The sequence below is a fragment of the Paraburkholderia phosphatilytica genome (assembly GCF_003443895.1).
GTDB lineage: Bacteria > Pseudomonadota > Gammaproteobacteria > Burkholderiales > Burkholderiaceae > Paraburkholderia > Paraburkholderia phosphatilytica.
In genome coordinates this window covers 268,506-281,308 of the sequence record NZ_QQOA01000004.1, presented here as the reverse complement: position 1 = coordinate 281,308, position 12,803 = coordinate 268,506, and the positions used below count along the sequence as shown (strand labels likewise).

Here is a 12,803-nt window from a genome sequence, read left to right as displayed (position 1 = left end):
TCACCCCGCGAGCGTCGCGCGGTCGAAGTAGAGCTGCGACAGCGCGGTGAAACGCACGCCGTTGAGCGGCTTGCGCGCGACGATCAACTGGTCGTAGAAGAACGGGATGATGAGCGGCGTCTCGTCGAGCAGCAGCGTCTCGATCTGGCCGGCGATCTTCTTCTGCGAGGCGACGTCCAGCGCGCCGACGAAATCCGCGACGAGCTTGTCGTACTGCGGATTCTTGAAGTGCGCGGCATTCCACGTGCCGCCGCTCGTGAGCGGCGCGTTGAGGAACACGTTCGGCACGCCGCGATGGCCGTAGTCGGTAATGCCGAGCGGCGAGTCGAGCCAGTCCGATTTGCCGGGCGTGCCGGCGCCGTAGTACAGCGACTGGCTTTCCACCTTCAGCGTGATGCGCACGCCGATCGCCTTCGCGTAGTTCTGCACGACCACCGCGAGGTCCGGGATCTCCATGTACTTTTCAGTGGTGAGCGTGACGTCGAAACCGTTCGGCACGCCGGCCTGCGCGAGCAGCTGCTTCGCCTTCGCGACGTCGATATGCCGCTGCGGCACCTCGGTATTCGTCGACGGAAAGACAGGTGCGAACGGGCTGTCGTTGCCGATCATCGCGCGGCCCTTGAAGAGCCCGCGCACGATCACGTCGCGGTCGAGCGACAGCGCGAGCGCCTGACGCACGCGCTTGTCCTTGAACTGCGGGCTGTCGTTGCGCATGTGGATCTGCCGGTGCGCGCTCGACTTCACGCCCATCACCTTGAAGTCGGGGTTGTTCATCAGCCCCTGACCGCCCTGTACGGTGAAGTCGCCCATCACGTCGGCCTGATGGCCCTGCAGCGCGAGGATCTGCGACTGCTCATCCGCGTAGAACGAGAACTGCAGGCGCTGCGGCAACGCCTTGTCGCCCCAGTAGTCGGGATTGCGCACGAACGATGCGCCGACCTTCGGCGTGTACTTGTCGAGCTTGAACGCGCCCGTGCCGATGAAGCTCTTTTCCCAGTTGCCGGCGTAGTTCGCGGGCAGCAGGATCGCGTTGTAATTGTCCGACGAGACGTAGTACGGGAAATTGCCGTTCGGCGCGTCGAGATGGAACGCGACCGTGTGCTCGTCGACCAGCTTCGCGCCGCCTTTCGACAGCACGCCCTTCAGCACCGACAGCGCCGCCGAACCGCTCGCGGGATCGGCTAGCCGGTCGAAGGTCGCGACCACGTCTTTCGCGCCGAAGCTCTGGCCGTCGTGGAACTTCACATTTTCGCGCAGCTTGAAGGTCCACACGTCGCCCTTGTCGTTCGGCTTCCACGACAGCGCGAGCGCGGGCTTCAGCGTGTTCGTCGCGCCGTCGTCGTCGATCAGGAACTCGCCGGTCTGGTTCAGCAGCGCGAGGCCCGCGGAGTCCGTCACGGTGAGCGGATCGACCGCGCCTGCCGGCGTCAGCAGCGCGACGCGGATCGTCGCGTTCGCGCCGGCCGTCTGCGCATGCGCCGCGCGCGGCACGACGAGACCGCCGCCCGCGAGCGCGAGACCGAGCACGCTCGCGTGGCGCAGCAGTTCGCGCCGGGTGAGACGGCCGGCGAGGAATTCGTCGATGGCGTGGTTGCCGAGGCTGTCAGCGTGGCGACGGGCGGCTTCGAAGAGGGGGCGGTCCGCGTTTTTCTTCATCGATGGCTATTCCAGTCTGTTCGGCGGATGCCGCGTCGATTTCGGTGCTATCGCAGCGGCAAGGCAGGGATGAGCGGTACAGCGGGGACTGCGGGTTCAGTGTAAGCGATTGGCCACCGATCCGGAACCCGACGCGCGTCAGGCGCCGCGCGGCCGCCGCCAGCGATGAAACAGCACGGACCCGATCCAGCACGCCGCGAAGGTCGCGACGATGCCGTAGCCGAGCGCGCCGAAATGGTCGTTCAGCGAGCCGATGCTGTCCCACACGCCGCCCGACAGGCTCAGACGGTCCTGTAGCAAACCGAGTGCCTCGATGCCGCCGATCGCTAGCGCGACCACCGCGGACACGAACGTGATGCTCGCGTTGTAGACCAGCTTGCGCTTCGGGTCGTCCATCGCCCAGCCGTACGCGTGGACCATCAGCACGTTGTCGGTGGAATCGACGAGCGTCATGCCCGCCGTGAAGAGCGCGGGGAACACGAGGATCGACCATAGCGGCAGGCCCTTGCCGGCTTCGGCCGCGGCGATCGCGAGCAGGCCGATTTCGGTGGCGGTATCGAAGCCGAGGCCAAACAGCACGCCGACCGGGTACATGTGCCAGCTTTTCGTGACGACCCGGAAGACCGGCCGTAGCGCGCGCGTCAGCAGGCCGGTGGGACCGGGTGCGTCGGCCACTGGGTTCATGGACGCCCTCGTATCGTGTTGCGACGCATGGCGATAGCGGCGCCACACGTCATGCAGGATCGTCAGGTTCACGATGGCCAGCACCAGCAGAAACAGCGCCGATACCACGGTGCCGATCGTGCCGCCAATCGCCTTGAAGCTGTCGAAGCGGTCGTGCAGTTTCAGCGCGGTGATCGCGATGCCCACCGTCGCCGCGATCACGATCGTCGAATGGCCCAGCGAGAACGCGAGCCCGACGCCGAGCGGACGCTTGCCTTCCTGCATCAGCTTGCGCGTGACGGTATCGATCGCGGCGATATGGTCCGCGTCCACCGCGTGACGCAGACCGAAGCCATACGCGAGCAATGCGGTGCCGAGCAGCAGCGGGTAGTGGCGGAACGCGAGTAGCGCCCACAGCCACGCGGCGGCGTTGGCGCTGAGCAGCACGGCGTAGAGCGCGAAGAGACGAGGGCGCAGATCGATCATCAGGCGGGCATCAGGCAAGCGAGGGTGGCTTAGTGCTGGTCGGGATGCTTGTGAATCGGGTCGACCCAGTACACGGTTTCGGGGCTTTCCACCGCGTCGATGTCGAGGTTCACGACGACCGCTTCATTGTCGCTGCGCACGAGCACGCATTCGAGCGGCTCGTCGGTGCGCGCGTTGATCTCCTGGTGCGGCACGTACGGCGGCACGAAGATGAAGTCGCCGGGGCCCGCTTCCGCGGTGAATTCGAGGTGCTCGCCCCAGCGCATCCGCGCCTGGCCGCGCACGACGTAGATCACGCTTTCGAGCGCGCCGTGATGATGCGCGCCCGTCTTCGCGTTCGGATGGATCGTCACCGTGCCGGCCCAGATCTTCTGCGCGCCGACGCGTGCCGCGTTGATCGCGGCCGCGCGGTTCATGCCGGGCGTCTGCGCGGTATTGGCGTCGAGCTGGTCGCCGCGGATCACCTTGACGCCGTGCTCGCGCCAGTCGATCGGCGCGGCCGGATCGTGCGCGCCGCCGTGGTCGTGATCGTGGTCATCATGGTGATGCGGATGGTCGTGGTCGTGACTCATGCCTGTCTCCTTGCCGCTGCCGGCGCCGGCGCGCTCTGGCGGGTACCGCCGATTGTGGCATGTTAAAAAAAGCCCGTTCGCAGGGAACGGGCTTCTCGTCGTGTGCGGCGCACTGGCCGCGCGGGCTACTTGTGCTTCGAGTTGATGATCGCTTCCGACACGTTGTTCGGCGTTTCCGCGTAATGCTTGAACTCCATCGTGTAGGTTGCGCGGCCCTGCGTGAGCGAACGCAGCGACGTGGAGTAGCCGAACATCTCGGCGAGCGGCACTTCGGCGCGCACGAGCTTGCCGCCGCCGCCCGCGATGTCTTCCATGCCCTGCACCATGCCGCGACGGGACGACAGGTCGCCCATCACGTTGCCCATGAACTCCTCGGGCGTCTCGACCTCGACCGCCATCATCGGTTCGAGCAGCACCGGCTTCGCGCGGCGCATCGCTTCCTTGTACGCCATCGAGCCGGCCATCCGGAACGCGTTTTCGTTCGAGTCGACGTCGTGGTACGAACCGAACGTGAGCGTGACCTTCGTGTCGACGATCGGGTAACCCGCGAGCACGCCGGCCTTCAACGTTTCCTGGATACCCTTGTCCACCGCCGGGATGAATTCGCGCGGAATCACACCGCCCTTGATCGCGTCGACGAATTCGTAGCCCTTGGTCGGATTCGGCTCCAGCGTGATCACCGCGTGACCGTACTGGCCGCGACCACCCGACTGCTTGACGAACTTGCCTTCCACGTCTTCCACTTTCGCGCGCACGGTTTCGCGATACGCGACCTGCGGCTTGCCGACCGTGGCCTCGACGCCGAACTCGCGTTTCATCCGGTCGACCAGAATTTCCAGGTGCAGCTCGCCCATGCCCGAGATGATGGTCTGGCCGGACTCCTCATCGGTCTGCACGCGGAACGACGGGTCTTCCTGCGCGAGACGATTGAGCGCGATGCCCATCTTCTCTTGGTCGGCCTTCGTCTTCGGCTCGACCGCCTGCGAGATGACCGGCTCGGGGAAGATCATCCGTTCGAGGATGATGATGTGGGCCGGGTCGCACAGCGTGTCGCCGGTGGTCGCTTCCTTCAGGCCGACGGCGGCCGCGATGTCGCCCGCGCGCACCTCCTTGATTTCCTGCCGCTCGTTCGCGTGCATCTGCAGAATGCGGCCCAGGCGTTCCTTCTTCGACTTCACCGGGTTGTAGACGGTGTCGCCCGATTCGACGACGCCCGAGTACACGCGGAAGAAGATCAGCTGGCCGACGAACGGGTCGGTCATGATCTTGAACGCGAGCGCGGAGAACGGTTCGTCGTCGCTCGGATGGCGCTCGGCTTCCTCGTCGTCTTCCGTGTGGCCCAGGATGGCGGGCACGTCGACCGGCGAGGGCAGGTAGTCGATCACCGCGTCGAGCATCGCCTGCACGCCCTTGTTCTTGAACGCGCTGCCGCACAGCATCGGCACGATCTCGTTGTTGATCGTGCGCTGGCGCAGCGCGGCCTTGATCTCGTCCTCGGTCAGGCTCTCGTGATCTTCGAGGTACTTCTCAAGCAGTTCCTCGCTCGCTTCGGCGGCGGCTTCGACCATCTTCTCGCGCCATTCCTTTGCCGTTTCGACGAGGTTCGCCGGGATGTCCTCGTAGGTGAACTTGACGCCCTGGCTCGCGTCGTCCCACACGATCGCCTTCATCTTAACGAGGTCGACCACGCCCTGGAAGTGATCTTCCGCGCCGACCGGAATCTGGATCGGCACCGCGACGCCCTTCAAGCGCTCGCCGATCTGCCGCTGCACCCGGAAGAAGTCCGCGCCGACGCGGTCCATCTTGTTGACGAACGCGATGCGCGGCACCTTGTACTTGTTCGCCTGGCGCCAGACGGTTTCCGACTGCGGCTGCACGCCGCCCACCGAGTCGTACACCATGCACGCGCCGTCGAGCACGCGCATCGAGCGCTCCACTTCGATCGTGAAGTCGACGTGCCCCGGGGTGTCGATGATGTTGATCCGGTGCTCGGGATAGTTGCCCGCCATGCCCTTCCAGAACGCGGTCGTGGCGGCCGACGTGATCGTGATGCCGCGCTCCTGCTCCTGCTCCATCCAGTCCATGGTTGCAGCGCCGTCGTGCACCTCGCCGATCTTGTGATTCACGCCGGTGTAGAACAGGATGCGTTCCGTGGTAGTGGTCTTGCCGGCATCGATGTGAGCGCTGATCCCGATGTTGCGATAGCGCTCGATGGGAGTCTTGCGGGGCACGTTCATCTCCTTGGAAAGGCTCGCCGAAGCTGGCGCCGGCCGGTCGCGCACGCTGCGGACCGCGACTCGCGGCCGCTTCGTCGCGGTTGCGAGACTATAAGAATAGCGCCTGCTGAAAGCTTTTGCAGGAATCGTGCGAGGAGCGCAAAGATGTGACCGCCGCATGACGCGGCGGCCGCAGGTAAGCAGAAGGCAAGCGGAAGGCGGGCGGGGAGAGCGGCCAGAGGAGGCCGCCGCCGCAAGCAGGTGAAGCGCGTGAAGCGTTACTGCGGTGCGGGCATTCCGCCGATCTTCATGCCGGGCTTGATGCCCTTCGACTCGAACCAGCCCTTGCTCATCTCCAGCGCGTACACGCCGTTGTTGCGCGGGCAGTGGTTGTTGGTGGTCTCGGCTTCCATCTCGTCGATGTCGGTGATCGTGCCGTCCGCGCGCATGAACGCGATGGACAGCGGGATCAGCGTGTTCTTCATCCAGAAGCAGTGCACGGCGTTCTCGCCGAACACGAACAGCATGCCTTCGTTCGGCTGCAGTTCGCTGCGGTACATGAGGCCCTGTTCGCGGTCCGCGTCATTCGCGGCGACGCCGGCGTTGATCACAAACATGCCCGCCGTCAGCTTCGCGTGCGGGAAGTCTTCGGGCCGCTTCGCGCCGGCAGGGATGCCCTGCGCGTGGGCGGCGGTGGACCCGGCCGCAACGAACGACACTGCCGCGACCGGCATCGCGGCCACTACGGCAAATGCAACACGCGCCAGCAGCGAGCGCAGGGAAAATCGCACGGCAGACTCCTTATGGAAACGATCCGCGCATGTTACGCGATCGGGCGGCCGACCCACACCAGACGCACAAAAGAAAAAGGCAGATCGCCTTGCGGTGATCTGCCTTTCAACGCCGTAAGAACGGCTGGTACTGCTCGTTCTTGACTGCGTTAGACCAAACTTATTCCGAAGCTGCCGAAGCGGCGGCTGCCGAAGCTGCCTTCTTCGATGCCTTCTTGTGCGACTTCTTGTGCGTCGACTTCTTGGCCGTAGCCTTGGTCGTCGAAGCAGCTGCCGGAGCAGCCGAAGCAGCGACCGGAGCCGAAGCTTGTGCGAAAGCTGCCGTTGCGAAGAGGCCAGCGACCAGAGCGGCGATCAGTTTGTTCATTTGGTAAATCCTCAGCATGAAATTGAAGGTTACTTAACCTGCGACCCGAATCTTGAGTCACGTCGGTTAACGCGCCATCCACCTTTCGGTTGACAGCCGCATCGAACAAATTCGCCGATACGTCTGCGAGCACCAGGTCCATCGCTTTACCCGTCTGAAACGGTTATGGCGCGGGGCCTCGAGGCTGAATGCCGGATAGCTTTCGGCGGCATCTGCGTCGAATAACGCGCGGCTTTGCGAACCGGTTGACGAAGATTTCAGACGAATTTCAGCGAGTGGCCCTAAACAATCCTTCTGCAATGTTTCACGGCGCTGTCGAGATCGAAAAATCCTTGATGCTACAACCACTTAGAGCTTGAAGCGGTAAGATCGGAAGCCGGCGTAAGGATGCCGGTCAAGTCTTCGCGAAGCCATCCCACGGGGAGCGGGCAGGCAGCTCGATGCTGTCGCCAGGCAGGAGTCCGAGCGAAAAGATATCGAGCGCGCCAATGCCGACCCGCACCAGACGCAGCGTCGGAAAGCCAACCGCCGCGGTCATCCGCCGCACCTGGCGGTTCTTGCCTTCGGTGATCGCGAGCTCGATCCACGTGGCCGGGATTGCCGCGCGGTAGCGGATCGGCGGATTGCGCGGCCACAGCGCGGCCGGCGACTCTATATAGCCAGCGCGGCATGGACGCGTCACGTAGTCGCCGAGATCGACGCCGTGCGCGAGGTGCTGGAGTGCCGCTTCGTCGGGTTCGCCCTCCACCTGCGCCCAGTAGCGCTTGACTAGCTTGTGGCGCGGCTCGGCAATGCGCGCCTGCAGCGCGCCGTCGTCGGTGAGGAGCAGCAGGCCTTCGCTGTCCGAATCGAGGCGGCCGGCCGGATAGACGTCGGGCACCTTGACCCAGTCGGCGAGCGACGCGCGGGTTTCGTGCGGCGAGAACTGGCAGATGGTGCCGAACGGCTTGTTGAGAGCAAGAAGACGCATAGACGAGGGCTTCGGCCATGTCCGGCCGCGGGAGCCGGGCTGGTCCGCAGTGGGCCACAGCGGCACACGGTGGCAAATGGCGAGATGTTAATGCATAATACGGAACGTTGAGTCTTTTGTCTTATATAAGACCTATGACTGCGGACCGGTCACCGGGTTTTTCGGGTGTGGCGTTCAGGGTGGCGAATCGTCCTGTCCTTCGCGAAGCCCGCATGCGTCGGCGTGGGCTAGAATATCGGCCTGGCTGTTTGCAGTTTGCCCGGCGCAGGCGTCCGGCATCGCGCGCCGCGAGGAGCGCCGGTTTTCCGGTGTCCGCGTCTCGAGTCATCTTCGCTTCATCTCGCCGTTTTTTGCTACCCAGCAGTGCTACCCCATGAGCACAGCCATCACTGGAGTCGATCATGCCGTATCAGCACATCAAGGTTCCGACCGGCGGTGACAAGATCACTGTCAACCCGGACTTCTCGCTCAACGTTTCCGACCAGCCGATCATTCCGTACATCGAAGGCGACGGCACGGGCCAGGACATTACGCCGGTGATGATCAAGGTGGTCGACGCGGCGGTGGAAAAGGCCTACGGCGGCAAGAAGAAGATCCACTGGATGGAAGTCTATGCCGGCGAGAAGGCCACCAAGGTGTACGGTCCGGACGTGTGGCTGCCGGAAGAAACGCTCGACGTCGTGCGCGAATACGTCGTGTCGATCAAGGGCCCGCTCACCACGCCGGTCGGCGGCGGCATCCGCTCGCTGAACGTCGCGCTGCGCCAGGAGCTCGACCTGTACGTGTGTCTGCGTCCGGTGCAGTACTTCAAGGGCGTGCCTTCGCCGGTGCGCGAGCCGGAGAAGACCAACATGGTGATCTTCCGCGAGAACTCGGAAGACATCTACGCCGGTATCGAATGGGCGGCCGAATCGGATCAGGCGAAGAAGGTCATCAAGTTCCTGCGCGAAGAAATGGGCGTGAAGAAGATCCGCTTCCCGGAAACCTCGGCGATCGGCGTGAAGCCGGTGTCGAAGGAAGGTACGGAGCGTCTCGTGCGCAAGGCGATCCAGTACGCGATCGACAACGACCGCCGCTCGGTTACGCTGGTTCACAAGGGCAACATCATGAAGTTCACGGAAGGCGCGTTCCGTGACTACGGCTATGCGCTCGCGAAGAACGAGTTCGGCGCGGAGCTGGTGGACGGCGGCCCGTGGATGAAGATCAAGAACCCGAAGACGGGCAACGAGATCGTCGTGAAGGACGTGATCGCCGACGCGTTCCTGCAGCAGATCCTGCTGCGCCCGGCCGAGTACGACGTGATCGCCACGCTGAACCTGAACGGCGACTACGTGTCGGACGCGCTGGCCGCGCAGGTCGGCGGCATCGGTATCGCGCCAGGCGCGAACCTGTCGGATTCGGTCGCGATGTTCGAAGCCACGCACGGCACGGCGCCGAAGTACGCGGGCAAGGACTACGTGAACCCGGGCTCGGAAATCCTCTCGGCTGAAATGATGCTGCGCCACCTCGGCTGGACCGAAGCGGCCGACCTCATCATCTCGTCGATGGAGAAGTCGATCCTGTCGAAGCGCGTCACGTACGACTTCGCGCGTCTGATGGAAGGCGCGACGCAGGTGTCATGCTCGGGCTTCGGTCAGGTGATGATCGAGCACATGTAAGCACGGCATCGGCCCCGACCTTCCGCGGGCCGGTTGCTTGGTGAATGTGAAAACCCCGGCGGGCCGTGAGGCTGCCGGGGTTTTCTGTTTTTGCGGCAGCATGCTTCTCACCCATCCATCCTCTCCAGCAACGCGAACGGAATGCTCTCTGCGAAAATCTCGCGGTCGCCCGTCGCGCTCGTGTGCGAATTCAACTGCACGAGGAAGTTGAGACCCGGCGCGCGCGTGACGGTGGTGCGCTCCTTCACCTTAAGCTCGATCGGCATCCACGAAGCCGGCTCGTTCAGGATGCGGTCGACCTTCGCATCGATCTCCGCACACGCGTCCGCCGCCCCCTGTTTCGGCAACTGCTTGCTGAGCGCGGATAGCACGTCGAGCTGCTTCGCAGCGTCGCGCTTTAGCCGGTAGCGGTGGAAGTACGTCTGGTTCGGCCGCCGGTTCGCCTTCACGTCCGCGAGGTGCGCGTCGAGCCGTTCAGCGGCCACCTGACGCGGCGGCGGCAGCACCGGCGGCGGCTGACCATGGAGTTGCGCCTGCTGCCGCTCCGCGCGCTGCTCGTCCTCGGTTTGCGCGGCGAACAGCGAGATCCACTGGTCGCGGCTCGCATCGATCGCGCGCGTATAGGTCTCGGCGCTCGAATACTCGGTGTCGAGCAGACACGCGCGATGCGACAGCGTGCCGTCCTCGCGCACCAGTTGCACTTTCGCGAGGCGGCTGTCGTCGTTGAAGGTCATCGTCGCGGAGGGTGCATCGAGCGACACGAGGCCGACGCCCACTTCGCCGACATTGTCGGTCGCGCTGACCGTGCCGCTCAGCTTGCCGAGCAGACGCGAGCCGCCGCCCACGCGATGCTGCTCGATCTGCATGCGTCCGCTCGTCTCGTTCGAATCGAGTGTCTGCCTCGAGGTACGTTCGTAGCCGATACCGACGTTCACGCCCGCGCGCACCGGCGACGCCGCGCTCGGAATCTTCACGGACACGCCTGCGTCCGCTGATACTCCGCGCTTCACCATGCGTGACACGGTGTCGGTCCAGCTCACCGACACGTCCGGGTCGTCGAAATAGCGGTCCGCGAGCCGGTTCCACGTGCCGCGCGCGCCGCCCGTGTTCGCCTGACGCGCGTTGGTCGCTTCGTCGAACACGTGGTCGATGACGTCGCTGAGCTTGTCGCGCATCGCGTTGTCGTCGTAGCCGGTGCCGTTCGCGTTCACGCGCCGCGCGACGCGCAGCGACACGCCGCTCGGCTCCTGCAGTTCCTGCGAATGCAGCACGGCCGACGTCGTTACGCCTGCGCGCAACTGCGTCAAGCCGACGTCCATGTCGTAGCCGACCAGCACGCCGACGCCCGCATGCTTCACCGAAGTCTTCGCGGTGCCGACGAACATCTCGACGCCTTGCGTGCTGCGGCTCAGTTCGACCACGCCCTCGCGCGACTTCGACGCGCGCACGTCGACGCGCGGCGCAACCGGTATCGCGCCCGCGTGCAGCAGTTTGCCGATGTTGGCCGACAGGCCGCGCGTGCTGATGCCGATGCGGCCGCCGTCGGTTAGCCGCAGACGCGAGCTCGACTGCAGGTTGCGCGCGACGTCTTTCAGCGTGCCGCGCACGTCGTTGGCATTCGTGATGTCGGCGGGCGTCGAGGTCGACGTGTCAGGACGCGCGGCGCGCTTTAACGCATCGACATCGCCCCAGAACGGCGAATCCGCCGGCACCTTCGCGACCTTGCCCCACGCCGCGAGCCGCTCCATGTCGAACGGGCGCTTCGCGATCGGCTTGAACGCGGGGTTGCGCGCGAGCACGTGCGGATCGGCGGCGGCCCATTCGGCGGTGGTCCGGCGCATCCGGTCGAGCGTCGCCGGCGAACCGACGTCGCGCGGCTGGAGGTCCGCGCACATCTGTTGCGCGCGCTCGGCGATCGCGTGCAATTGTTCGGCATCCGGATGACCGTTCGGAAAGCCACCGCTATCGAGCCATACATGCAACGCCGCGAGTTCCGCGATCGAATGCTCGGGTCGCGCATGCGACAACGCGGCCGCGGGACGCATCTCCGGCCGATCGACGAGCGGCGGCAACGCGCCTTGCATCGCGCTTTGCAGCGCTTTGCGTTCGGCATCGATCGTCTTGCGCGGCACGCCCTGGGTGCCGTAGCCGAGTGCGCGCGTCGGCGCGGTGTGCTTGCCGAAAATGCGCGGCAGGAAGCTCTTCCAGCGGCTTTCCGCGCCGCGGTCGATGGTCTTCGCGGAGAACTTGTTCAGACGCTCGCGGGCCTTCGAGAGCTCGCTGCCGCGCCCGTCTTCGCGGAAGTTCTGCCGCCATGCGAAGAACACGCCCTTCTGGTCGTCGGTCAACGACGCGCGGCCGTACTTCGTCAGCGTCAACGCCGAGTGATACGCCTGCCACGCGAACGGCGCTTCGGTCAGCGACGTGCCCACGGCAGGCGCGTGCCGCGCGGCCGTCATGCCCGGCGCGGGATCGCGTGCGAGCGGATGCGCGCCGGCTTCGAGCTCGGGCTCCAGCGCGTCGGCGGCCTGCAGCATCATCCGTTGCGCGAGCCGCTTCGAAGGATCCGCTTCGGGCGGCGTCTGTCCGACGGTGCTGCGCAGATGTTCGAGCGCTTCGAAGCCCTCATCGGTGCGCGACAGCGTGCGCGCCGCGAGCCACGCGCGCGCTTCGGCCGGCGACGACGAACGCGCGTGATCCATCTGCGTGAAGTCGAGCTTCGCGAGCGTATCGAGCGTCTCCGCCGCTTCGTGCGCGTCGCCGACCTGCGCGCCGTGCAGCGCGTGCGCGAGCAGCGTGCCGCGCGTGGTGGGCGGCGAGCCGGCGGGCGCGCCTTGCATTGCGAGGCCATGCGCGAGTTCGGACGCGGCGAGCGGATCGGCGGTCGGCCCCGGCATCTTGCGCGCGATATACGCGAGCAGCGGTGCGCCGCCGTCCATCGCGTCGAGCGGCACGTCCTGCGTCGTCGTGCCGGACGCAGCGCCTGACGAGGACGACGACGACTTCGCGGTCTTCGCCAACGCCGCGCGGCTCTCGCGTTCGCTCTTCTGCAATGGCGTGCCGGCCGCGGTCGACGCGGCGGCCGGCTTCACCGGATAGCGCGTGCCGTTCGCCGTGTAATCGACCGGCGCCATCGGTTTGCCGTGCTGGGTTCGCTGCGATACGGCCGTGCTGACGTCGAACTTCGCGTGACGCATGCGCTGCCCGGTGCGCGACATCGCATTCGCGAGACGGCCGAGCGTCGACTGATCGTTGCGCAAAGACGGCGTCGGCGCGTTCTGTTGCGCGGGCTGCGCGACATTCGCATTGCCCGTTGCCGGTGCGCCGGTGCCGTTCGCTGGCTGGTTCTCAGGCAGCGGCGGCTGATGCGGGGGCAGCGGGGCGGAGACGTTGACCATCGCGCGGGTTGCAAGGCAGGACGATG

9 protein-coding genes are annotated in these 12,803 nt (G+C 65.5%); 1 reads left to right on the top strand and 8 read right to left on the bottom strand.

What is annotated here, in order from left to right; genetic code table 11:
- The 7 genes from DVS29_RS06545 to DVS29_RS06515 form a co-directional block, all read right to left on the bottom strand.
- A complete protein-coding gene (locus DVS29_RS06545; RefSeq protein WP_118179597.1) occupies positions 1 to 1,656 on the bottom strand; it encodes an ABC transporter substrate-binding protein in 1,656 nt (551 codons plus the stop codon).
- A 138-nt stretch (positions 1,657 to 1,794) separates the two neighbouring features.
- Positions 1,795 to 2,805, bottom strand: coding sequence for a HoxN/HupN/NixA family nickel/cobalt transporter (locus DVS29_RS06540; RefSeq protein WP_118179596.1), 1,011 nt, complete (start codon positions 2,803 to 2,805; stop codon positions 1,795 to 1,797).
- Positions 2,806 to 2,834: 29 nt separating this feature from the next.
- Positions 2,835 to 3,377, bottom strand: coding sequence for a cupin domain-containing protein (locus DVS29_RS06535; protein WP_118179595.1), 543 nt, complete (start codon positions 3,375 to 3,377; stop codon positions 2,835 to 2,837).
- A gap of 125 nt (positions 3,378 to 3,502) precedes the next feature.
- Entirely contained in the window at positions 3,503 to 5,608 is a 2,106-nt protein-coding gene (gene fusA, locus DVS29_RS06530) for an elongation factor G (protein ID WP_118179698.1), read from the bottom strand.
- A gap of 263 nt (positions 5,609 to 5,871) precedes the next feature.
- A complete protein-coding gene (locus DVS29_RS06525) occupies positions 5,872 to 6,384 on the bottom strand; it encodes a DUF192 domain-containing protein (protein WP_118179594.1) in 513 nt (170 codons plus the stop codon).
- Between the two features lie 160 nt (positions 6,385 to 6,544).
- A complete protein-coding gene (locus DVS29_RS37775) occupies positions 6,545 to 6,751 on the bottom strand; it encodes a hypothetical protein (protein WP_118179593.1) in 207 nt (68 codons plus the stop codon).
- 394 nt (positions 6,752 to 7,145) lie between these two features.
- Complete coding sequence (locus DVS29_RS06515; protein WP_118179592.1) at positions 7,146 to 7,721, bottom strand: pseudouridine synthase; 576 nt, start codon at positions 7,719 to 7,721, stop codon at positions 7,146 to 7,148.
- A gap of 401 nt (positions 7,722 to 8,122) precedes the next feature.
- On the opposite strand from DVS29_RS06515, the gene icd reads away from it, so the two are divergent.
- Positions 8,123 to 9,379 (top strand): NADP-dependent isocitrate dehydrogenase, encoded by a 1,257-nt coding sequence (icd, locus tag DVS29_RS06510; protein ID WP_118179591.1) that lies wholly within the window; start codon positions 8,123 to 8,125, stop codon positions 9,377 to 9,379.
- A 107-nt stretch (positions 9,380 to 9,486) separates the two neighbouring features.
- Here icd and DVS29_RS06505 read toward each other — a convergent pair whose 3' ends face one another.
- Positions 9,487 to 12,777 carry an autotransporter gene (locus tag DVS29_RS06505; protein ID WP_118179590.1) on the bottom strand — a complete coding sequence of 1,097 codons (3,291 nt, stop codon included), beginning with the start codon at positions 12,775 to 12,777 and terminating at the stop codon, positions 9,487 to 9,489.
- Positions 12,778 to 12,803: the final 26 nt, after the last annotated feature.